A 22,963-nucleotide genomic window follows, 5' to 3' on the forward strand; every position below is an offset into this window, starting at 1 on the left:
TTGAAGCTCCATGCTGTTTTGAATTACGATCATAATATTCATATGGCGGTCGCAATACTACAGGGAAGTACCTACCGTGACGACAAGCGTATCCGACCTCCCTGACGCGGGCGTCCAGCCTGGTCAACAGTCCACCCGACGCAAGTTTCTGGTCTTCACCATCATGGCCTTTGGCATGTTCATGGCGTTGATCGATATCCAGATCGTGGCGGCATCCCTGAACGATGTGCAGGCTGGACTCAGTGCCGGTCCTGATGAAGTGAGCTGGGTTCAGACCGCCTATCTGATCGCCGAACTGATCATGATTCCCTTCTCGGCATTCCTCGCCCAGGCGATTTCCACCCGCTGGCTGTTCTCCGTCAGTGCGGCATTTTTTACCTTGTTCAGCATTGGCTGCGGGATGGCCTGGAACATTGAGTCGATGATTGTATTGCGGGCCCTGCAAGGCTTCGCCGGCGGGGCCATGGTGCCTACGGTGTTTGCCGTGGGTTTCGTGCTATTCGAGGGCAAGCAGCGGGCGATGGTCCCGGCCATCCTCGGCATGACAGCGGTGCTGGCGCCGACGCTGGGCCCCACGGTGGGCGGGCTGGTGACCTTCTACCTGGACTGGCGCTGGATCTTCTTTATCAACGTGCTGCCGGGGCTGTTGATCTGCATTGGTGCGGCGCTGCTGATCGATGTGGATCGCCCCGATCTGTCGATGTTGCGGCGGATCGACTGGCTGCACTTCGTGGCCATGGCCCTGGCACTGGGCTGCTTCGAGTACGTGCTGGAAGAGGGGCCGCGCAAGGACTGGTTCAGCGATAGCGGGATTGTCATTGCCGCCTGGGTTTCCATTGTCTCCTTTGGTTTGTTTATCGAGCGTTCGCTGTATTCGAATAACCCGATTGTGTCGTTGGTGCCCTTTCGCGATCGGACCTTTTCCATCGCCTGCCTGCTGAACCTGGTGATTGGCTTTGGCCTGTATTCCTCGACTTATCTGGTCCCGGTGTTTCTCGGACGAGTGCGGGGTTTCGACAGCCTGGAAATCGGCACCACCGTTTTCGTCGTGGGAATCGGGCAACTGGTGAGTACGATCATTGCCGCCCGGGCTTCGGAGAAGGTTGATCGACGCTTGATCATTTCGGTGGGCTTTCTGGGCCTGGCGCTGAGCTTGTGGCTGACCTCCCGGGTCACGTCCAACTGGGGATTCGATGAGCTGCTGGTTCCTCAAGTTGCCCGCGGCCTGTTCCTGATGCTCTGCATCGTTCCCAGTGTGAACATGGCCTTGAGTTCATTCCAGGGCGTGGAATTGCGTCAGGCCTCCGGCCTGTTCAACCTGATGCGCAACCTGGGGGGCGCCATTGGCATTGCAACGGTCAACACCTGGCTGCAGGACGACGCCCGAACCCAGGGGCTGCGTCTGTCGGAGTCTTTGGGTGCCAAGGCTGTTGCGGCCCAGGAACTGATGGGGCAGTTGGCCCTGAAGATCGCCGCCGATACGCCTGACTCCAGCCACGCATTCCTCATGGCCCAGGGCATTCTCGGCAGATTGGTGGGGCGTGAAGCCTTGACCCTGGCGTTTGGCGATGTATTCCGCCTGATGGCGATGATGTTCGTGGTGGCGCTGCTGCTGGTGCCGCTGTGCAAGGTTCCCCCGGCTGCGCCAGGCACGGCCGAGGATGACAAGTGATGGCTCCAGCGCGCGCTGATCAGATGATCGGCGGGCCGGACCTGGCCTTGCGCAACTGGCTCGGCGTGCAGCCCATGTTTTTCCACATCAATCGACGTAGTGCCGTCGCGTCGGAATAGCCTACTTTGAAGGCAACTTCTTCAATGCTCATGTTGGTAGTTTCCAATAAGCTTTGAACATGTTGCAGGCGAACTTTCTGAATGAAGGCCATGGGCGGCTTACCCGTGGCGCTACGGATTCTGCGCGATAAGGTCTTCTCGGTGATGCGCAAGTGCTCGGCAATGGTGCTCAATGGAGGAACGTTGGGCAGGCAGTCCTCGATAAACTTTTCCAGCATCAGCACTTCGCGATTTTCTGTTTTTAAGTTGGATAGGGCCATGTAGTGATATTGCGCAGGCCGACCATCTATCAGCAGATAGCGCATGGTCAGCTCGGCAATTTGATTACCCATCTTATTGCGCAGTACATAAAGCATCAGATCCATTTGCGACATGCCTGCGCCAGCAGTAATCATATTTCCGTCATGAATAAGCATGCGCTTTGTGTCGAGTATCGCCTCGGGATAACGCTGCTTGAAGGTCTCGTACAGTTGCCAGTGGGTGGTGACGGTGCGGCCCTCGAGAATCCCTGCCTCCCCCAGGACGAAAACCGCCGAGCAGGACGCCGCAGTCTGTCGCCCGCGCAGGTGGTGTTCTTGCACCAGCTTGCTCAGCTTGCGGATGTCGTTGTGCCCGAGCCGGGCAATGAGCTCGGTGGACTGACTGAGGCCCGGCTGCCTCTTTTCCCGGCGACAGCCAAAGAAATCCAGCTCCTGGGTGTTTTCCAGCCCCAGCCCCGGGATGACCAGCATGCTGCCCTCAATGGTCTGGGCGCTGTCCAGTGGCAGTGCATCCAGGCGCATGCCATTGCGCATTCGTACGGATTCACTGCTGCCGATGATTTTCCAGGTAATGGTGGGGCGTCCCATGACTTCGGCGATCTGGTTGGCAGTACGCAGCACATCCAAGGTGATCGCCACACTTGACCCCATGGCTCCTTCCAGCGCGATCAACGTGAGCACATCCATGTCCATTTTCTCCCTGTAAGTGTCCATTTGTGCATTAGCAAAATATACAAGCTGGTGGCAGACTTCTCAACGCGTCCAAATCTAACTTTCTCTGCCCACGCTATTCCCAGTGGGACATATAAGAAAATAGGCATTCATTAAGTGAATGCTTCGCCCTGTCAATAAAATGACATCTTGTCTACTGCCTAGTTAGAGCTCCCCTTGTTAGGGGTGTTTGTTCGGTTCCTTAGTGCTGAAAATAATAAACGACCATTAGGTCAATATATGGCTCTCCATTTAAAAAGGATTTTGAATGAACTACGCCGTGCCTCGTGATTATCTAAATGATGTTAATCAGACCTTCTCAGCGCATTTAGCAGTTGATGATTTGTCGCTGGCCGGCACCCTGGGAATCGAATGTTTAAGTTCGGTTACGGAAGTACTGGCTTATCGCGCCTGGCTTCAACCTGATGCAACCGCCTTTATCCACTTGCTCGATGGCGAGCAAGAGGAGGCGGCCATCAGCTACGCCGAACTGTGGCAGCGTAGTCAACGATTGGCCGCGGCGCTGCAGATTTTCGAGCCCCGGGGAAAACGGGTGCTGATGCTGTTCGAGACCGGTATCGACTACATCGTTTCCCTGTTCGGACTGTTCCTGGCCGGTGCGGTGGCGATTCCCGCTTTCCCGCCGGTGGGGACCCGAGGCCTGGAGCGCCTGGCGTTGATCTGCGCCGACGCCCATCCGCAAATCGTGCTGACCAGCTCGCGTTTCATGCGCTCCCAGGAACGGGTCAACGCCTTGTTGCAGGATGATGTACCCGCGCCGCAATGGGTCGATCCGCAAGAGCTGGCCACGGAGAATGCACCTTGGCAGGCGCAGGCTGTGACCCCTGGTCAATTGGCCCTGCTGCAATACACCTCAGGTTCTACCTCCGCGCCCAAGGGCGTGATGCTGACCCACGCCAACCTCTACAGCAATTGCCGCAGCGCCAGCCAGTGGATGGGCAAGGCCAAGGACCGCGTCGGTTGCAGCTGGCTGCCGCCCTATCACGACATGGGCCTGATGGGCGGCATATTGCAGCCGATCTACGACGCCTTTCCGACCGTGCTCATCAGCCCCGGGCATTTTGTCCAGCGGCCATTGCGCTGGCTGGATGCGGTGTCCAGGTATGGCGCCGACGTCACCATCGCGCCGAACTTCGCCTTTGATCTGTGTGTTGAAAACATCACCGATGACGAGCTGGCAGCCCTCGACCTGAGCAAGCTCAAGGCCATCTACTGTGGGGCCGAACCGGTCCGGCAAAGCACCCTGGCGCGCTTCTCCGAGCGCTTCGCCGCCGCCGGCTTCAACCCTGCGGCCCTGGGCCCCTGCTATGGACTGGCCGAGGCGACGGTGCTGGTCTCGGGCAAACCCCATGACCAACCGGCATTCAACACCCAGGTGGATCGGGATCAGCTCGCCATTGGAACCTTGGCCATTGTCGACGCCGAAGATGGGTTCGCCTTGCCATTGGTCAGCAGCGGGCGGGTGGCCCCGGGCTTGCGCCTGGCGATTGTCGATCCCGTCAGCCTGCTGCCGGTCGCCGACGGCCAGATCGGCGAGATCTGGGTCCAGGGCGACAACGTGGGTGCCGGTTACTGGGGCAAGGAGGCGCTGAGCGAGCAAGTGTTCCGCGCCCAGTTGCCGGGCGTCGACGGACATTTCATGCGCACCGGCGACCTGGGGGCCTTGTATCGGGATGAGCTGTTCGTCACCGGCCGCCTCAAGGATCTGATCATCATTGCCGGTCGCAACCTGTATCCCCAGGACCTGGAACTGGCGGTCGAGAGTACGGACCCGCGCATCCGCAGCAATGGTTGCGTGGCGGTGGGCGTGGATAACGGCCAGCAGGAGCAGTTGGCGATCGTGGTCGAGATCAAGCGCAGCGAAAAACTCGACGAAGCCCAGCAGGAACAACTGCGCCAGCTGATCACCAGCACCCTGGTCAGCCAGTTTGGCGTGTCCCCGGCGCGTATTCATCTGGCGCCCATGGGCGGCATCCCGCTGACCACCAGCGGCAAGGTCCAGCGCCAGGCCACCCGGCAGGCCCTGCTCAACGACAGCCTGGCGCGCTACGGCGCCGGACGTTCGGCCGCAGCGGCCTCGGCACAACCTCTTAAAACCCCTACGGATGCTCTGTCATGACGGCCATGAATCCTCATATCGACCGTACCGGTCATCGCGAGCGTCAACTGGCCTGGCTGACCGTCGGTGTGCCGGCGGTGGGCACCCTGGTCGCACTGGTCCTGGCCTGGCAGCAGGGCATTGGTTGGCTGGAGTTTGGTGCACTGGCCAGCATGTACCTGCTGACCGCCCTGGGGGTGGAAGTGGGGATGCACCGCTTCTTTTCCCACCATGCGTTCAAGGCCGGCCCGGTGATCACTGCGTTTTTCGGTATCGCCGGTTCGATGGCAGCCCAGGGCCCGATCCTGTTCTGGGCGGCCACCCACCGCCAGCATCACGCCTTCACCGACAAGGAAGGCGACCCGCACTCGCCGCGTCCGCTCAAGGAAGGCTTTGTCGGCAATATCCAAGGCTGGTGGCACGCCCACCTGGGCTGGCTGTTCAGCCTGAGAAAGCAGAATTGGAGCCAGTTCGTTCCCGACCTGATTCGCGACCGGCTGATCATGCAGATCAACCAGCGCTACTACCTGTGGATCATCCTCGGCCTGCTGCTTCCGACCCTGGTGTGCGGGTTGATTACCCGAAGCTGGGAAGGCGCCCTGAGTGGCCTGCTGTGGGGTGGCTTTGTGCGGATCTTCCTGGTGGACCACGCCACCTGGTGCATCAACTCCTTCGCCCATCGGGTCGGTGGCCGTGACCACCCGACCCGGGACACAAGCCGCAACGTGTTCTGGCTGGCGATTCCAACGGTCGGTGGTGGCTGGCACAACAACCACCACGCCTTTCCGGCGCTGGCCCACGCCGGGCTCAAGCCCTGGCAGCTGGATATCGGTGGCTGGTTCATCGAGTTGCTGGCCTTGTGCGGCCTGGCTTGGGACGTGAAGCGTCCTGGTGCGCCGGTTGCTGCAGAACCTACAGAAAGCTGATTGCCGGTCCTTACCTCACAGGAAGCTATTCATGGACGAGATCCTCACAACCACTGCGACTCCAGAGATCAGCGGGGTCGCGCAGCTGAGTCCGGCAGCCGCCAGAACCAAGGCACGCATTGCGCTGGCGGTGATGCTGGTACCCCTGTTCGGTGCCTTCGAGGCGATCCGTTTGTGGGTCACCGGTCAGGTGCACGCCCTGGACTTCATCCTCTTCGGGGTGTTCTACGCGATCCAGATGTTCGGCGTCTCCATGGGCTATCACCGCTACCTGGCCCATCGCGCGTTCAAGACCTCGCGTCTGATGAGCAGCCTGATGCTGATCGCCGGCTCCATGGCGGCCCAGGGGCCGATCCTGTTCTGGGTCACCACCCATCGCCGGCATCACACCTATAGCGACCAGCACGGTGATCCGCATTCGCCCAACCTCATGGGCCAGAGCCGCCTGGAGCGCGCCAAGGGCCTGTGGCATGCGCACATGCCGTGGATGCTGGCGCCGGACATGTCGAGCTGGAACTTCTTTGCCCCCGACATCCTGCGTGACCGTCGGCTGTTCTTCTACAACCAGACCTACCTGTTCTGGGTCGCCCTGGGCGTGATGTTGCCGGGGATCATCGGCGGCCTGGTCACCCAGAGCTGGTCCGGTGCCTGGAGCGGCCTGATCTTCGGCGGCCTGGCACGGATCTTCGTGGCCAACCAGGCGGCCTGGTGCGTGGGCTCCATCTGCCACCGCTATGGCGCCCGGCCGTTCGTGACCCACGACCAGAGCACCAACAACTGGATTGTCGCGTTCCTCACCTTTGGCGAGGGGCTGCAAAACAATCACCACGCATTCCCTGCCTGGTACCGGCATGGCGTGCATTGGTGGGAGCCCGACTTGTCGGGCTGGACACTGGCGTTAATGGGCAAGCTGAGACTGGTCTCAGACCTGCGTTCACCGTCCCAGGCAATGATCGACAAAGTCCGTAAGCGTCAGGCCGCATCCTGAACAACGGGATCGTCTGATCTGTAAACCACCCTACTCATCAAGGAAGATCCTATGTCCAACTTCATTTCCAATTTGCTGAGCACTCTGAGCTTCTCGGAGAAAAAACAGGCGGCGGTCGAACTCAACGAAGAGAGCATCAAGCATTGGCTGGTGCAGAAGATGGGCACGCTGCTGAAGATCGACCCGTCCCAGGTCGATACCGCCCGCAGCTTCGAGTCCTACGGCCTTGACTCGCTGGTGGCGGTGAAAGTGGCGGGCGACCTGGAGAAGTTCATGGAACAGCGCCTGTCCCCGGCCTTGCTGTTCGAATACTCCAGCATCGATGACTTGTCCAAATACCTGGCCAATGAACTGACCACATCCGAAGTTTGACTTCGCAGGAGTTTGGCCATGGCCATTGCACAGATGCCTTCGCAAAAAAACGATAAATTCAATGACCTGCTCCGACGCTCACAGGAGATCGAAGGCCTGCGTCTGACGGACGCAATCCCCAAGCACCTGTATCAGCCACGGGTCTGGCGCGGAATGCTCAGCTTCGTCGTCAGCTACATGCTCTACATCGGTGCGATAGTGGCGGTCGCCCACGTGCACTGGATGTTCTACCTGCCGCTATGGCTGGTGGCCGGCCTGGGCGGCTGGGGCCTGTTCTGTGTGGCACACGATTGCGGGCACAACTCGTTCTCGCGCAATCGCAGCTTCAACCACATTCTCGGGCATATCGCCTTGCTGCCGTTGCTCTACCCGTTCCACGGCTGGCGCCACATGCACAACATGCACCACGCCAACACCAACAACCTGGAAATGGACGTCGACTGGCGCCCGGTACTGCGCGTGCAATACGACGCCATGCCCTGGTGGGACAAGCTGGTCTACAGCAGCACCCGCACCTGGCTGTTCTGGCTGGGCACGGTCAACTACCAGCGCCACTCGGGCTTCCGTCCGTCCATGTTCCACAAGCTCGAAGCGCGCAACGAAGTGCGTCGTTCGATCCTGTTCATGGTGGTGGCTGCGCTGATCTACCTGCCGACCCTGGTGTACTTCACCGGCTTCACCGGGCTGTTCCTGTACTTCGTTGCCCCGTGGCTGGCGACCCATGCCTGGTTCAGCCTGACCACCATGATGCACCACATCAGCGACGAGACTCCGTTCCTGACCAAGGAGCACTGGAGCTTCAACAGCAGCCGACTGCTGCTGACCACTGACTACATGTACCCCAAGTGGCTGCTGTTCCTGACCCACTACATTTCGGTGCACACCGCGCACCACGTGGCGCCGATCATTCCCCACTACAACCTGCCCGAAGCCCAGGCAGCGTTGAAGAGCGCCTTCCCAGGGATGGTCAGGGAAAAACCCATGACCGTGCAGGATGTCTGGCACGTGGCGCGCAACTGTCACCTGTACGACCCTGTCAATGGCTTCTATGAGTCCTTTGACCGGCCGGCCCAGGCCGCCGAGGGACAGAGCACGCCGGGCGCCAAGGCGGCCAACAGTCCTCTGACCCTGAAGCAGCAGCTGCTGCGCAGCTACATGGGCATTCTGGGGTCGCTCTCGGTGGACAGCGCCGGTGCCAAGGCCACGGATCTGTTCGGCTACACCCGGGAGTACATCAAGCAACCTGACAAGGAAATGAGCCCCTTGGGCGCCCAGCGTTTCCATATCAAGGGCATCGCCGGCGTTCCCCACGGCTATCAATGGGGCACGGGCGACCAGACCATCCTCCTGGTCCATGGCTGGGGCGCAGACAGTCGCAGCCTGTACTCCTTCACTCGCGTCCTGCAGCGCCAAGGCTTCAAGGTCGCGACCTTCGATGCACCGGCCCACGGCATCTCGCCGGGCTCCCTGAGCACCATGACCGAGTTCAAGGACGCGGTGAAAGCAGCCATCGTCGCCCTGGGTGACGTGGTGGGAATCGTCGCCCACTCCCTGGGCGGTATCGCCGCCACCGGGGCCCTGGCGGAACTGGCCGAGACCCATCGGATCAAGGCCCTGTGCCTGCTGGGCTCGCCGGCCAACCTGCCGGTGGTGATCCAGCGCTGGGCCAACGGTTACCTCAAGCTCAAGCCGGCGGTGGTCCAGGCCATGCACCGTGAGCTGTGGAAGCGCAACGGCGTGCCGGTCCAGCACTGGGACATCCCGGCCCTGGGCAACGGCCTGCAGTTGCCGACCCTGGTGCTGCACGACCTCAACGACCCGATCGTGCCGTTCTGCGAAGCGCAGCAGATCACCACGCTGATGCCTTGGGCGAAGCTGGAGCCAGTGTCCGGGCTCGGCCATGTGCGCATTCTCTCCGATGCCGCGGTGCTGGAGCAGGTGGCCCAGTTCCTTGTACAGAACATCAAGGTGGCCGAAGTGGCTCAGGCCAGCGCATGAGCACAACGCACAACCTTTTGACGATGGTTAACCACCCATGACGACCTATGCTGAAAGCGCCGTGACCGAGTCCGGCCTGTGGATGTGCCTGATCTGCGGCTGGATCTACGATCAACGGCTGGGCGATCCCGATTCGGGGGTGCCTCCGGGCACTGCCTGGGATGACATTGCCGAAGACTGGACCTGTCCGGAATGCGGCGTGAGCAAGTTGGATTTCAACATGGTGAAGCTGTAATCCAGCGCTGAACCCTGTAGTCGATGAGGAAGCAAGATGGCGACCCAAGAGCAAGCGTCGGCACCCGCCAAGGGCCGGCGTAGCAGCTTCAAGAAAATGCTCTTCAAGGGCATTTACAACGGGGTTCTGGGGCTGCTGCGTTGCAGCTTCTGGATGGAGTCGCGGCTGCTTCCTCGACGTGCTGCGACGCGCGCTTTGAAGCTGTTCACCACGCCACAACGGCTGCGCCAGCATTTTCCGCTGACGCTGCCCAGCGCCACGGTGCAGGACCTGGAAACCGAGGAAGGGCGGCTGCGTTGTTTTTGCTGGACCCCGCAGCAGGTCCGGCGCCGGGTGGTGCTGGTGCATGGCTGGAGTGGCGCCAGTACCCAGTGGCAGTACCTGATTCCACTGTTGCTGGAGGAGGGCTGTGAAGTGCTGTCCTTCGACTGCATCGGCCATGGCGGCAGCGGCGGTCGGCAAGCGTCGCTGCCGACCTTCGTCAGCATGCTGGATCAGGTGCAGCAACAGCTGGGGCCGTTCGACACGGTGATCGGGCACTCCCTGGGCGGGGCTGCCGCCGGGTATGCCTTGAGCACCCCGGTCGGCAAGGGCTTCGAGCGGGCGGTGCTGGTGGCTGCGCCGGCCGACATCGAAAACGTCGTTCGGCGTTTTGCGGCATTTCTGTGGATCAACGATGACGTCAGACAACGCATGCAACTTCTGGTTGAGCAACGCTATCAGAAGGACATGCGCAGCCTGGCGGTCAGTCGTTATGGCCACCAGGTGGATATCCCGGTGCTGCTGGTGCATGACCAGCAGGATCAGGAAGTCCCGGCAGATGACCTGCAATCCTTCGCTGAAGGCTTGCGTCACCGGCAAGTCCTGCAAACCCGCGGGCTTGGCCACCTGAAAATTCTCAAGGACAGGGCGACCATGGGGGCTGTGGTCGAGTTTGTCTGTGCAAAGGACGGCAATCTATGAGTGAACAATACGATGTGATCGTGATCGGCGCGGGTCCTGGTGGCTATGTCGCGGCGATCCGGGCGGCGCAACTGGGACTGAAGACGGTCTGTATCGAGCGCTACAAGGGCAAGGACGGCAAGACCGCCCTGGGTGGCACCTGCCTCAATGTGGGCTGTATTCCTTCCAAGGCATTGCTGGACAGCTCTCATCACTATTACGAGGCGCGCAACGGTTTTGAAGTGCACGGCATTGGCATCCGCAATCCGCAGATGGATGTGCCGGCCATGCTGGCGCGCAAGGACAACGTGGTGCGCAATTTCAACGGCGGCATCGCCTCGCTGTTCAAGGCCAATGGCGTGGCCCTGCTGGAAGGTCACGGCAAGTTGCTGGCCAACAAGGAAGTGGAAGTCACCGCGGCCGACGGCAGCACCCAGCGCATCAGCGCCCCCAGCATCATCCTCGCCCCCGGCTCACGGCCCATCGATATCGCCGCAGCGCCGCTGACGGACAAGGTGATCGTCGACTCCACCGGAGCCCTGGAATTCACCCGCGTGCCCAAACGCCTCGGGGTGATCGGCGCTGGCGTCATCGGCCTGGAACTGGGCTCGGTCTGGGCCCGCCTGGGCGCCGAAGTGACGGTGCTCGAAGCCCTCGACAGCTTCCTGCCGGCAGTGGACGTGCAGATCGCCAAGGAGGCGCAGAAGATCTTTGGCAAGCAAGGCCTGGATATCCGCCTGGGGGCCCGGGTGACGGCGTCCGAAGTGCAAGGCGACAGCGTCAAGGTCAGCCTCAGCGAGGGCGGCGAGGACAAGCAGCAGACCTTCGACCGCCTGATCGTCGCCGTGGGGCGCCGGCCCCTGACCACCGATCTGCTGGCCGCCGACAGCGGGGTGCAGTTGGACGAGCGTGGCTTTATTCATGTCGATGGCCAGTGCCTGACCAGCGTGCCTGGGGTGTTCGCCATTGGCGACGTGGTGCGTGGCCCGATGCTGGCGCACAAGGCGTCGGAGGAGGGGGTGATGGTGGCCGAGAGCCTTGCCGGGCATCACCATCCGCTCAATTACGAGCTGATCCCGTCAGTGATCTACACCCACCCGGAAATCGCCTGGGTTGGCCAGACCGAGCAGGCCCTCAAGGCCCAGGGCATCGAGCTGAACATCGGCACCTTCCCGTTCTCCGCCAGCAGCCGCGCCATGGCAGCCAACGACACCGCCGGGTTGGTCAAGGTCATTGCCGATGCCAGCACCGACCGGGTACTTGGGGTGCATGTGATCGGCCCGGGCGCTGCGGAACTGGTCCAGGAAGGCGCGATCGGCATGGAGTTCGGCACCAGCGCCGAAGACCTGGGAATGATGGTGTTCTCCCACCCGACCCTGTCCGAAGCCCTGCATGAAGCCGCCTTGTCGGTGAATGGCCAGGCGATTCATATCGGCAATCGCAAGAAGAAAGCTCCCTCCAGCGTCAAATAGCCCGCGGTCCCCGGCTTCGCTCATCCAGCGGGGCCGGGGCCTGCTGCATCTCCCCGCGTTTCAGCGAAAGAACGGCACATCCCCAAGAATGGTCGCGCGCTGCATCACCCGGCGCTGTGGACGGTAGTCGTCTACGGCGTAGTGCTGGGTCACACGGTTGTCCCAGAACGCCACGTCGTTTTCCTGCCAGCGCCAGCGGATGGTGAACTCCGGGCGGGTGGCGTGGGCAAACAGCAGCTTGAGGATGGCCGCGCTTTCGCTCTCGGACAGTTCGTTGATCTTGGTGGTGAAGCCGTCGTTGACGAACAGCGACTGGCGCCCGCTCACCGGATGGGTACGGATCACCGGGTGCGACAGCGGCGGGTTCTTGCGCCGGGCTTCCTCCCAGCGCGCCAGGTCTTCGGGGGTGTTGCCGAAGCGTTCCAGAGGGAAGGACTTGATGAACTCGTGGGTGGCGGTCAGGCCCTGCAGCAGGTTCTTCATGGGCTCGGACAGCGCCTCGTAGGCGGCGATGCCGCTGGCCCACAACGTGTCGCCGCCGAACGGCGGCAGCAGCTTGGCGCTGAGCACCGCGCCCAGGGCCGGGGTTGGCAGGAAGGTCACGTCGGTGTGCCAGATGGCGTTGTCACGCACGTCGGTTTCAGCGGTGTCGAGGATCAGTATTTCCGGCTGCTCCGGCACATTGGGGTAGATCGGGTGAATGTGCAGGTCACCGAAGTGGGCGGCGAAGCGCGCCTGTTGCTGTGGGGTGATTGGCTGGTCGCGGAAGAACAGTACCTGATGCTTGAGCAGCGCCTGCTCGATGGCGTCGCGCTGTTCGACGCTGAGCGGCTGGCTGATATCGACGCCACTGATCTGGGCGCCGAGGGCGGAGCTTAAAGGGGTGATGGTCAGGCTCATGGTGGTTCTCTTGTACGGCGCCGAACGCTCGGCGTGGTCGGATTCGGTTTATCGGCATCAAACTAAAAAAACGGTTGCGCTGGCGGTGTCGTGACCCTGTAGCCGCTGTCGAGCCTTGGCGAGGCTGCGAACGGCGGCGCAGTAGATGCAAACCCATGCAACGAGGTCTTCCTCATCGATTGCTGCGAGCGCTACGCGCTCGGTCCCAGCCTCGCGAGGGCTCGGCAGCGGCTACAGGTGAACCGCGTGCGGGGCAGGCAGGTCAGTGGGATTGGCCGTGCCAGGGCACCAGCTTGCGTTGCAGGGCGCGCAGGCCCATCTCCATGGCGAAGGCGATCAGGGCAATCACCAGTATCCCCAGCAGCACCACATCGGTGACCAGGAACTGCGCGGCGGATTGCACCATGAAGCCCAGGCCGCTGGTGGCGGCAATCAGCTCCGCCGCCACCAGGGTCGACCAGCCCACGCCCAGGCCGATGCGCACGCCGGTGAGGATGTCCGGCAAGGCGCTGGGCAGGATCACGTGGCGAATCAGCTGGGCCCGGGTGGCGCCCAAAGACTGCGCGGCGCGCAGCTTGGCCGGGTCGACGGTGCGCACGCCGGTGGCGGTGGCAATGGCGATCGGGGCGAAGATCGCCAGGTAGATCAGCAGCACCTTGGACAGCTCGCCGATGCCGCACCAGATGACGATCAGCGGCAGGTAGGCCAGGGGCGGAATCGGCCGGTAGAACTCGATCAACGGGTCGAGCACGCCGCGGGCAATGCGGTTGGCGCCAATGGCGATGCCCACCGGAATCGCCGTCAGCACGGCACAGCCCAGGGCCAGGCCGATGCGCTCCAGGCTCGCCGCCAGGTGCTGCCAGAGGGTGGAATCCATGTAGCCGCTGGTGGCCAGCAACCAGCCTTTTTGCAGCACGGCGGCAGGCGGTGGCAGGAACAGCGGTTCGATCAGGCCACTGGCGGTGACCGCCCACCACAGGGCCAGCAGGGTGATCAGGGTCAGCACGCTGATCCAGCGGGTGCTCAGGCTACGACGCACTGGCTGGGGCGCTTTCGGCTTGGCATCGCGGGTGGTGGTGGCGGGAATCTCGTAGCTGCTCATGGGCGCTCCTGCTGCTGGGTGGCGCTGCGTTGGGAGAACACCCGGGACAGCACGTGTTCGCGGGTTTCGATGAACAACGGGTCGGACTTGATCGCCCGCGCCGATTCGCCGGCGGCGTAGCGCTGGCCGAAGTCCAGGTTCAGGCGCTCGACGATCTGCCCCGGGTTGGGCGCCAGGAGGATCAGGTCGGTGGCCAGGAACACTGCTTCCTCGATGTCGTGGGTGATCAGGAATACCGGTTTGGCGGTGCGCCGCCAGACTTGCAGCAACAGCTCCTGCATCTGCTCGCGGGTGAAGGCATCCAGGGCGCCGAAGGGTTCATCCATCAACAGCACGCGCGGGTCGGCAGCCAGGGCGCGGGCCAGGCCCACGCGCTGTTTCTGTCCGCCGGAGAGTTGCCAGATGCGGCGCTTGTCGAAGCCGGCCAGGTCCACCAGGGCAAGCATCTCCCGGGCCCGGGCTTCACGCAGGTCCCGGGCGACGCCGGCCAGTTCCAGGCCGAAGGCGACGTTGCCCAGCACGTCCTGCCAGGGCAGCAGGGCGTCGTCCTGGAACACCACGCCACGTTCGGCGCTGGGGCCCTTGACCGGCACGCCGTCGAGGCTGATGCGCCCGGCGCTGGGGTCGACGAACCCGGCAATCAGGTTCAGCAGCGAGGTCTTGCCGCTGCCGGAGGGTCCCAGGGCGACCAGCAGTTGCTGTGGCCCCAGGGTCAGGGAAATATCCGCCAGCACCGGTTCGGCGGCGCCGGGGTACTGTGCGCTGATGCGCTCCAGTTGTAGCAAGGCCATGACGGCTATCTCCTGTCCGGTCGCGGGTTATTCAGGGATGAACTTGGCACTGACGTAGGGGGCGTAGTCCGGCAGCACCGCTTCGACCTTGCCTTGCTCCTTGAGGAACACCGCGGTGTCGGTGATGGCCTTGGTGGTCGGGGCGCCGAGGCTGAGCACCTGGTCAGCGGCCAGTGGGTAGACGTTGCCTTGCAGCAGCAGCGGGATATCGCTGGCCTTGGCCCCGGAGAGCTTGACCAGTTTGTCGACGTTGCCCTGGTTGGCCAGCCAGGCTTGTGGGTCCTTGCGGTACTGGGCGTAGGCCTCCAGGGTCACCTTGGCAAAGGCCGTGACGATTTCCGGGTGCTTCTCGGCGAAATCCTTGCGCACGATCCAGGCGTCGAAGGTCGGCGCGCCGAACTTGGCCAGCTCGCCGGAGGTGATCAGCACTTTGCCGTTTTCCTTGGCCACGCCCAGGGCCGGGTCCCAGACGTAGGTGGCGTCGATATCGCCGCGCTTCCAGGCGGCGATGATCGCCGGTGGCGCGAGGTTGAGGATCTGCACTTTCGAGGGGTCGATGTTCCAGTGCTTCAGCGCCGCCAGCAGGCTGTAGTGGCCGGTGGAAACGAAGGGCACGGCGACTTTTTTACCGATCAGGTCCTGAGGGCTGTTGATCGCGGAACCGTCGCGGGCCACCAAGGCTTCAGCGGCGCCGATCTGGGTGGCGATGAGGAAGGTTTGCACCGGCACTTTGCGGGTGATGGCGGCGGTCAGCGGGCTGGAGCCCAGGTAGCCGATCTGCACATCGCCGGAAGCGATGGCGGCGATGACGTCGGCGCCGTTGTCGAATTTGCGCCAGTTGATCTTGGCCTGGGTGGCTTTTTCGTAGCTGCCGTCGGCTTGCGCGACCTTGGCCGGATCGACGGTGGTCTGGTAGGCGACGGTGACGTCAGCCGCCTGGGCAAAGAAACTCGCAGCGGCCAGGGACGCGGCCGCCAGGAGGCGAAGGGGGAAATGCAGTTTCATGGGGGGGCTCCTCATAGGCGGCCGGTGATCGGCGTGGGAGGAGACTAAATGATCTAAGAATGCAGAAATAAATAACTTATTTGCATTAGCTTATGAGGTGAAATTCGTGGCCGTAGCCAGACAAGTGTTATGGCGAGGGCGCCGGCTCTCGCCGGGCTGCAACGCGGCCCCCAGTTCAGGCCACGCGCTTATGCAGGAATACCCGGTCGCCCGGTTTGGGAGGGGCTGCGCCGCGGAAGGCCGGCCGACCTAGCGGGAGCAGGCGCCCTCGCCATGGCCCTAGTTGCTGATGGCCAGGATGCTGGCCTGGTAGGCGCCGACGAACACGTCGAAATCACCCACTTCGTTCTGCTCAAGCTCGGTCTGCTGCTCCAGGGATTTGCGCGCCGCGTCTTCGAAAGCGGCTTGTTCTTCCTTGCTCAGGGCCTGGCTGCGGAAGTGCTCGGCATGCGCCTGGCTCTGGCGCAGGGAGAACTGGCTGAAGCTTTCCTTGTGCTCGCTCATGGCCGCCAGCACCTGGGCCGATGGGGTCAGGGACGAATCCTTGACCTTGGCCAGCTGGGCGTCCAGGGCCTTGCTGTGCACGTTGCTGCCGTGGCTCTGGTCGAGCAGGGCAGCCAGTGGCGCGATCTGCTCCAGCAGTTCGGCGGCCCATTCCTTCATCTCCACCGGCTGGCCCTGGCGTTGCAGTTGCAGGCCCGGACGCCGGCCTTCCTTGACCACGGCGAGGAAGTTGGAGGTGGCGTTGCCGCACTCGTTGTTCTCGAACAGCGGGCTGTCGTTGAGCGCGCAGTACAGCAGGAAGGCGTCGAGGAAGCGCGCTTCCTGCAGGTCGATGCCCAGGGGCAGGAACGGGTTGATGTCCAGGCAACGCACTTCGACGTACTGGATGCCCCGGGCCATCAGCGCCTGGATCGGCCGCTCACCGGTGTAGGTCACGCGTTTGGGACGGATGTTGGAGTAGTACTCGTTTTCGATCTGCAGGATGTTGGTGTTCAGTTGCACCCACTCGCCATCCTTGTGGGTGCCGACCGCCACGTAAGGCGCGTAGGGCGTGGCCACGGCCTTGCGCAGGCTGTCGGTGTAGCTGTTCAGATCGTTGTAGCAAGGGGTCAGGCCGGCCTGGGCCTGGCTCTGGTAGCCCAGGTCGCTCATGCGCAGGCTGGTGGCGTAGGGCAGGTACAGGGTCTCGGCGTCCAGTTGCTCCAGCTGGTGCGAGCGGCCGCGCAGGAAGCCCGCGTCCAGGGCCGGCGAAGCACCGAACAGGTACATCAACAGCCAGCTGTAGCGGCGGAAATTGCGGATCAGCGCGATATAGGCCGAAGACTGGTAGTCCCGGTCGCTGCCGACGAAGCCTTCGGCTTGCTTGAGCAGCGGCCACAGCTGTTCCGGCAGGGAAAAGTTGTAGTGGATTCCGGCAATGCACTGCATGGTCTTGCCGTAGCGCAGGGCCAGGCCCTTGCGGTACACGTACTTGAGCTGACCGATGTTGGAGGTGCCGTAATAGGCGATCGGGATGTCTTCCTCGGCCGGCAACGGGCACGGCATCGATGGACTCCACAGGTACTCGTTGCCGAGCTTGCTGTAGGCGAAACGATGAATCTTGTCGAGGCTGGCCAGGGTGTCCGCCGGGTCCGTGAGGGCCGGGGTGATGAACTCCAGCAGCGACTCGGAATAGTCGGTGGTGATCTGTTCGTTGGTCAGCGCGGAACCCAGTTCTTCCGGGTGCGGGGTCTGTGCCAGGCGGCCTTCGCCGGTAACACGCAGGCATTCACGTTCGATACCGTGCAGGCACTGCTCGAGCAGGGAGAGGTTAGCGCGCTCGCCGAGCAGAGCCAGGCGGCGGTTGAGAAGTTCGCTCAAGTTGGATTCCTTCACGCGTCAGTCGCCCCAATATGGGGGTGGGCAGGACGGTCTACAAGGGTGAAGTTAAAACTGGCGTTTTCGCCTGGTTTTTGAGTCAAGCCGACTCGCTTGAAAACGCCAATCCTTCATCCCTGAATCTGGCTTTAGCGCAGGCAAAAAACTCCGACGCCGCTTTCGCAGCGCCGAAATTAACCCAAATTCATGACAGGGAGCTATAGGACGGCGAAGGTGCCTTGTGCTTTTGCGACCAGTTTGTCGCCCTGGATCACGTCCGCTTCCACCACCAGGGTGCGGCGGCCGGGGTGGATCACCTTGGCCCGGCACAGCACTTCACCCTCGGCTACGGCGCGGATGTAGTTGATCTTGCACTCGATGGTGGCGCTCTGCTGGTCAAAGCCGTGGGTGCTGGAACAGGCCAGCCCCATGGCAATGTCCACCAGGCTGAAGATCGCCCCGCCGTGCAGCTTTTGCCCGCGATTGCGCAGTTGTGGGGTCAGCTCCAGGGCGACGTCCGCCTCGCCGGTTTCCAGGCGTTGCAGACGGCAGCCGAGCAATTGGCTGAAGGCGCTTTCGGTCAGGCCGGCAGGGATCTGCATCAGCGTTTCTTCAACTGCTTGGCGTTGGCGAACAGCGAGGCCATGGCGTTGTTGCTCGGAGCGGCCGCGGTGGTTTCCTTGCGTGGTGCGTTGCCCTGAGAGGAGCGCGGCGCCGAGCCTGGACGGGAACCACGGGCGCCATCGATCTTCTCGCCCGGGGTGTCGCTCATGCGCATCGACAGGCCCACGCGTTTGCGCGGAATGTCGACTTCCATGACCTTGACCTTGACCACGTCACCGGCCTTCACCGCTTCACGCGGGTCCTTGATGAACTTCTCCGACAGCGCCGAGATGTGCACCAGGCCGTCCTGGTGCACGCCGATGTCGACGAAGGCACCGAAGTTGGTGACGTTGGTCACCACGCCTTCGAGGATCATCCCCAGTTGCAGGTCCTTGAGGTCTTCCACACCGTCCTGGAACTCGGCGGTCTTGAACTCCGGGCGCGGGTCACGGCCGGGCTTGTCCAGTTCTTGGAGGATGTCGGTGACGGTGGGCAGACCGAAGGTTTCGTCGGTGAACTTTTTCGGGTCCAGGCGCTTGAGGAAGCCGCTGTCGCCAATCAACGAGCGAATGTCGCGGCCGGTGTCGGCGGCGATGCGCTGCACCAGCGGGTAGGCTTCCGGGTGGACCGCCGAGGCGTCCAGCGGGTTGTCGCCATTCATGACGCGCAGGAAGCCGGCGGCCTGTTCGAAGGTTTTCTCACCCAGGCGGGCGACCTTTTTCAGCGCGGCGCGGGTCTTGAACGCGCCGTGTTCGTCGCGGTGGCTGACGATGTTCTGCGCTAGGGTCGCATTCAGGCCGGAGATCCGCGCCAGCAGGGCCACGGAAGCGGTGTTGACGTCGACGCCGACGGCGTTCACGCAGTCCTCGACCACGGCGTCCAGGCCACGGGCCAGTTTCAGTTGCGAGACGTCGTGCTGGTACTGGCCGACACCGATGGATTTCGGATCGATCTTCACCAGTTCCGCCAGGGGGTCCTGCAGGCGGCGGGCGATGGATACGGCGCCACGGATCGACACGTCCAGGTCCGGGAATTCCTTGGCCGCCAGCTCCGAGGCCGAGTACACCGATGCACCGGCTTCGGAAACCATGACCTTGGTCATCTTCATGGCCGGGTATTTTTTGATCAGTTCGGCGGCCAGCTTGTCGGTCTCGCGGCTGGCGGTGCCGTTGCCGATGGCGATCAGGTCCACCGAGTGCTTGGCGCAAAGCGCGGCGAGGATGCCCAGGGTCTGGTCCCACTTGTTGTGCGGCACGTGGGGGTAGACCGTGGCGTGATCCAGCAGCTTGCCGGTGGCATCCACCACCGCCACCTTGCAGCCGGTGCGCAGGCCCGGGTCCAGGCCCAGGGTGGCACGCGGGCCGGCCGGAGCGGCCAGCAGCAGGTCGTGCAGGTTGTGGGCGAAGACGTTGATCGCCTCGGTTTCCGCGTTGTCGCGCAACTCGCCCAGCAGGTCGGTTTCCAGGTGGGTGTAGAGCTTGACCTTCCAGGTCCAGCGCACCACTTCACCCAGCCATTTGTCGGCGGCACGGTTCTGGTTCTGGATGCCCACGTGCTGGCCGATCATGCCTTCGCAGGGGTGCATGGTGCCCGGCAGCTCGTCACCGACTTTCAGCGCGGAGCTGAGAATGCCTTCGTTGCGGCCACGGAAAATCGCCAGGGCGCGGTGCGACGGCATGCTTTTCAGCGGTTCGTCGTGTTCGAAGTAGTCGCGGAACTTGGCGCCTTCCTCTTCCTTGCCAGCGACCACGCGGGCGCTGAGGGTGGCTTCCTGCTTGAGGAAGTTGCGCAGCTTGTCCAGCAGGCCCGCGTCTTCGGCGAAGCGCTCCATGAGGATGTACTTGGCGCCTTCCAGGGCGGCCTTGACGTCGGCCACGCCTTTGTCGGCGTTGACGAAGCGCGCGGCTTCGGCTTCCGGAGTCAGGCTTGGGTCGTTGAACAGGCCATCCGCCAGTTCGCCGAGGCCGGCTTCCAGGGCGATCTGGCCCTTGGTGCGGCGCTTCTGCTTATAAGGCAGGTACAGGTCTTCGAGGCGGGTCTTGGTGTCGGCCAGCTTGATGTCGCGAGCCAGCTCCGGGGTCAGCTTGCCCTGCTCTTCGATGCTGGCCAGGATGCTGATCCGCCGTTCGTCGAGTTCTCGCAGGTAGCGCAGGCGCTCTTCCAGATGACGCAGTTGAGTGTCATCGAGGCTGCCGGTGACCTCTTTCCGGTAACGGGCGATGAAGGGCACGGTGGAGCCTTCATCCAATAGAGCGACGGCCGCTTCGACCTGTTGTGGGCGTACGCCGAGTTCCTCGGCAATGCGGCTGTTGATGCTGTCCATAAAACCACCTGACAAATGTGTGAAAGCAGGCCCGCGGGCACGGAAGTTGAGGCCCGGCGGGTCTGGTTGAGCGGCCTGGCACGCGCCGCCACCTGGATCAAAAGGCTGGCTGTTGACCCGTGAAATCGAAAAAATACTGCCGGCCCAGGCAAATAAAAAAAACCGGCCGCAGGCGTACTGATCAGATATTGCCCAACACAAAAGGCGGCGCATTATACCCAGCGTTACGGTCTTCGGGGTGATCGCCGGCCTCAGGCCGACAGCGGGTTTGCTGGCGATAGAGGAAAAATCTGCTAACAATGCACACGGTGCGTATAACGGCAGCTACGCCATAATGCGCACCGAGATTAGAGGAGCATCCAATGAGCAGCACTGCACAAACTGCTGAAGGCGAAAAAATTCTTATTGTTGACGACGATCCGGGGCTGAGCAGCCTGCTGGAGCGTTTTTTCGTCAGCAAGGGCTACCGTGCCCGCGCGGTACCGAACACCGAGCAAATGGACCGTCTGTTGGGTCGCGAAGTGTTCAACCTGGTGGTCCTCGACCTGATGCTGCCCGGCGAAGACGGCTTGACCGCCTGCCGCCGACTGCGCAGTGCCAACAACCAGATTCCGATCATCATGCTCACCGCCAAGGGCGACGAGCTGAGCCGCATCAAGGGCCTGGAACTGGGTGCCGACGATTACCTGGCCAAGCCGTTCAACCCTGACGAACTGATGGCCCGGGTCAAGGCTGTGCTGCGTCGTCAGTCGGCTCCGGTGCCGGGTGCGCCGGGCAGCGAAGACGAAAGCGTGACCTTCGGTGACTACGAACTGTCCCTGGCCACCCGCGAGCTCAAGCGTGGCGATGAAGTGCACATGCTCACCACCGGTGAGTTCGCGGTACTCAAGGCCCTGGTGATGAACGCCCGCCAGCCGCTGACCCGCGACAAGCTGATGAACCTGGCCCGTGGCCGCGAGTGGGATGCCCTGGAGCGTTCCATCGACGTGCAGATTTCCCGCCTGCGGCGGATGATCGAGCCCGACCCTTCCAAGCCGCGTTATATCCAGACCGTCTGGGGCGTGGGTTATGTCTTCGTGCCGGATGGCACCGCGACCAAGTGATAGGTGATTTGTAGGAGCGAACGCCCGGGCCGGTAACGACCCGGGCGTTCGCATTCTGCCACTCCGCGAGCGCGAGCCGCTCCTGCAAAGTGTGTATTGGCTGTTATGAAAACCCCGCTGTGGTTCCCCCAGAGTTTCTTCTCCCGCACCCTGTGGCTGGTGCTGATCGTGGTGCTGTTTTCCAAGGCGTTGACCCTGGTTTATCTGTTGATGAACGAGGACGTGCTGGTGGACCGGCAATACAGCCACGGCGTGGCCCTGACCCTGCGCGCCTACTGGGCCGCCGACGAATCCAACCGCGACCAGATCGCTGAAGCCGCCGGGCTGATCAAGGTGGTGGGCAGCGGCGTGCCGGCCGGCGAGCAGCACTGGCCCTACAGCGAGATCTACCAGCGGCAGATGCAGGCCGAGTTGGGCGCCGACACCGAAGTGCGCCTGCGCATGCATGCACCGCCGGCGCTCTGGGTACGTGCCCCGAGCCTGGGGGATGGCTGGCTCAAGGTGCCGCTGTATCCGCATCCGCTGCGGGGGCAGAAGATCTGGAGCGTGCTGGGCTGGTTCCTGGCCATCGGCCTGTTATCCACCGCCTCGGCGTGGATCTTCGTCAGCCAGCTCAACCAACCGCTCAAGCGCCTCGTCTACGCTGCCCGGCAACTGGGTCAGGGGCGCAGCGTGCGCCTGCCGATCAGCGATACGCCGAGCGAGATGACCGAGGTGTACCGTGCTTTCAACCAGATGGCCGAGGATGTGGAGCAGGCCGGGCGTGAGCGGGAGCTGATGCTGGCGGGGGTGTCCCACGACCTGCGCACGCCGCTGACCCGCTTGCGCCTGTCGCTGGAGTTGATGGGCGCGCACACCGACCTGACCGACGACATGGTGCGGGATATCGAGGACATGGACGCCATTCTCGATCAGTTCCTGGCCTTCATCCGCGACGGCCGCGACGAGTCGGTGGAAGAAGTGGACTTGAGCGATCTGGTGCGTGAGGTGGCCGCGCCCTACAACCAGAACCAGGAACGGGTGCACCTGCGCCTGGAGCCGATCCAGCCGTTCCCGCTGCGTCGGGTATCGATGAAGCGTCTGCTCAACAACCTGATTGGCAACGCCTTGAATCACGCGGGAACGGATGTCGAAGTGGCGGCCTATGTGTCCGGTGACACCAATGCGCCGTATGTGGTGCTGAGTGTGATGGACCGCGGCGCGGGGATCGACCCTTCTGAGCTGGAAGCGATCTTCAACCCCTTCACCCGTGGCGACCGTGCCCGGGGTGGCAAGGGCACTGGCCTGGGCCTGGCCATCGTCAAGCGGATTGCCGCCATGCACGGCGGCAACGTCGAACTGCGCAACCGTCCCGATGGCGGCCTCGAAGCGCGAGTACGCTTGCCTTTGGGCTTGTTGCTGCCACGCGATGCGGACTGAACTCCTGTAGCCGCTGCCGCAGGCTGCGATAAGGGCCGAAGGC

Annotated in this window: 19 protein-coding genes; 11 read left to right on the top strand and 8 right to left on the bottom strand. The window is 62.7% G+C overall.

Features of this window, described 5'->3' with window-relative positions:
- Positions 1-76: 76 nt before the first annotated feature.
- Positions 77-1,672, top strand: coding sequence for a DHA2 family efflux MFS transporter permease subunit (locus Q8O96_RS19150; protein WP_115581372.1), 1,596 nt, complete (start codon positions 77-79; stop codon positions 1,670-1,672).
- A gap of 19 nt (positions 1,673-1,691) precedes the next feature.
- Here Q8O96_RS19150 and Q8O96_RS19155 read toward each other — a convergent pair whose 3' ends face one another.
- On the bottom strand, positions 1,692-2,738 hold the full coding sequence (locus tag Q8O96_RS19155; protein ID WP_240321944.1) for a GlxA family transcriptional regulator: 1,047 nt from the start codon (positions 2,736-2,738) through the stop codon (positions 1,692-1,694).
- Between the two features lie 367 nt (positions 2,739-3,105).
- Between Q8O96_RS19155 and Q8O96_RS19160 the strand changes: the two genes are divergently transcribed.
- Genes Q8O96_RS19160 through lpdA form a run of 8 tightly spaced genes read left to right on the top strand, consistent with a single transcriptional unit; the run spans position 3,106 to position 11,814 of the window.
- Entirely contained in the window at positions 3,106-4,902 is a 1,797-nt protein-coding gene (locus Q8O96_RS19160) for a fatty acyl-AMP ligase (protein WP_305949239.1), read from the top strand.
- Positions 4,899-5,807 (top strand): fatty acid desaturase, encoded by a 909-nt coding sequence (locus Q8O96_RS19165; protein ID WP_102862644.1) that lies wholly within the window; start codon positions 4,899-4,901, stop codon positions 5,805-5,807. Before Q8O96_RS19160 ends, Q8O96_RS19165 begins: the two co-directional genes overlap by 4 nt.
- 31 nt (positions 5,808-5,838) lie before the next feature.
- Entirely contained in the window at positions 5,839-6,795 is a 957-nt protein-coding gene (locus Q8O96_RS19170; RefSeq protein ID WP_207815587.1) for an acyl-CoA desaturase, read from the top strand.
- Positions 6,796-6,846: 51 nt separating this feature from the next.
- Positions 6,847-7,167: an acyl carrier protein gene (locus Q8O96_RS19175; RefSeq protein WP_102862646.1), complete on the top strand. Its 321-nt coding sequence runs from the start codon at positions 6,847-6,849 to the stop codon at positions 7,165-7,167.
- An 18-nt stretch (positions 7,168-7,185) separates the two neighbouring features.
- The gene (locus Q8O96_RS19180) at positions 7,186-9,165 is read left to right on the top strand and encodes an alpha/beta fold hydrolase (RefSeq protein WP_102862647.1); all 1,980 of its coding nucleotides are present in this window, start codon (positions 7,186-7,188) and stop codon (positions 9,163-9,165) included.
- Positions 9,166-9,202: 37 nt separating this feature from the next.
- Positions 9,203-9,400, top strand: a complete 198-nt coding sequence (locus tag Q8O96_RS19185) for a rubredoxin (protein ID WP_102862648.1) — start codon at positions 9,203-9,205, stop codon at positions 9,398-9,400.
- Positions 9,401-9,436: 36 nt separating this feature from the next.
- Entirely contained in the window at positions 9,437-10,363 is a 927-nt protein-coding gene (locus tag Q8O96_RS19190) for an alpha/beta hydrolase (protein WP_180988552.1), read from the top strand.
- Entirely contained in the window at positions 10,360-11,814 is a 1,455-nt protein-coding gene (gene lpdA, locus Q8O96_RS19195) for a dihydrolipoyl dehydrogenase (protein ID WP_102862649.1), read from the top strand. Before Q8O96_RS19190 ends, lpdA begins: the two co-directional genes overlap by 4 nt.
- A 60-nt stretch (positions 11,815-11,874) precedes the next feature.
- Here the strand turns inward: lpdA and tauD are convergent, their stop codons facing one another.
- The 7 genes from tauD to Q8O96_RS19230 all read right to left on the bottom strand — a co-directional run bounded on the left by tauD (position 11,875) and on the right by Q8O96_RS19230 (position 20,398).
- On the bottom strand, positions 11,875-12,714 hold the full coding sequence (tauD, locus tag Q8O96_RS19200; RefSeq protein ID WP_102862650.1) for a taurine dioxygenase: 840 nt from the start codon (positions 12,712-12,714) through the stop codon (positions 11,875-11,877).
- A gap of 262 nt (positions 12,715-12,976) precedes the next feature.
- Positions 12,977-13,816, bottom strand: a complete 840-nt coding sequence (gene tauC / locus Q8O96_RS19205) for a taurine ABC transporter permease TauC (RefSeq protein ID WP_305949240.1) — start codon at positions 13,814-13,816, stop codon at positions 12,977-12,979.
- Positions 13,813-14,607: a taurine ABC transporter ATP-binding subunit gene (gene tauB, locus Q8O96_RS19210; protein ID WP_102862652.1), complete on the bottom strand. Its 795-nt coding sequence runs from the start codon at positions 14,605-14,607 to the stop codon at positions 13,813-13,815. The genes tauC and tauB overlap by 4 nt, the downstream gene beginning before the upstream one ends.
- Before the next feature lie 27 nt (positions 14,608-14,634).
- Positions 14,635-15,612 carry a taurine ABC transporter substrate-binding protein gene (gene tauA / locus Q8O96_RS19215; RefSeq protein WP_102862653.1) on the bottom strand — a complete coding sequence of 326 codons (978 nt, stop codon included), beginning with the start codon at positions 15,610-15,612 and terminating at the stop codon, positions 14,635-14,637.
- 279 nt (positions 15,613-15,891) lie between these two features.
- Positions 15,892-17,475, bottom strand: a complete 1,584-nt coding sequence (gene gshA / locus Q8O96_RS19220) for a glutamate--cysteine ligase (protein WP_305949241.1) — start codon at positions 17,473-17,475, stop codon at positions 15,892-15,894.
- 215 nt (positions 17,476-17,690) lie between these two features.
- Complete coding sequence (locus Q8O96_RS19225; protein WP_011058654.1) at positions 17,691-18,074, bottom strand: PaaI family thioesterase; 384 nt, start codon at positions 18,072-18,074, stop codon at positions 17,691-17,693.
- Entirely contained in the window at positions 18,074-20,398 is a 2,325-nt protein-coding gene (locus Q8O96_RS19230; protein ID WP_102862655.1) for a Tex family protein, read from the bottom strand. The genes Q8O96_RS19225 and Q8O96_RS19230 overlap by 1 nt, the downstream gene beginning before the upstream one ends.
- A 362-nt stretch (positions 20,399-20,760) precedes the next feature.
- On the opposite strand from Q8O96_RS19230, the gene ompR reads away from it, so the two are divergent.
- Both ompR and Q8O96_RS19240 read left to right on the top strand, forming a co-directional pair.
- A complete protein-coding gene (gene ompR / locus Q8O96_RS19235; RefSeq protein WP_016966992.1) occupies positions 20,761-21,501 on the top strand; it encodes a two-component system response regulator OmpR in 741 nt (246 codons plus the stop codon).
- Between the two features lie 105 nt (positions 21,502-21,606).
- Positions 21,607-22,920, top strand: a complete 1,314-nt coding sequence (locus Q8O96_RS19240) for an ATP-binding protein (RefSeq protein WP_016966991.1) — start codon at positions 21,607-21,609, stop codon at positions 22,918-22,920.
- Positions 22,921-22,963 lie beyond the last annotated feature (43 nt).

It is taken from the genome of Pseudomonas sp. LPH60 (assembly GCF_030718165.1).
Taxonomy (GTDB): domain Bacteria; phylum Pseudomonadota; class Gammaproteobacteria; order Pseudomonadales; family Pseudomonadaceae; genus Aquipseudomonas; species Aquipseudomonas danubii.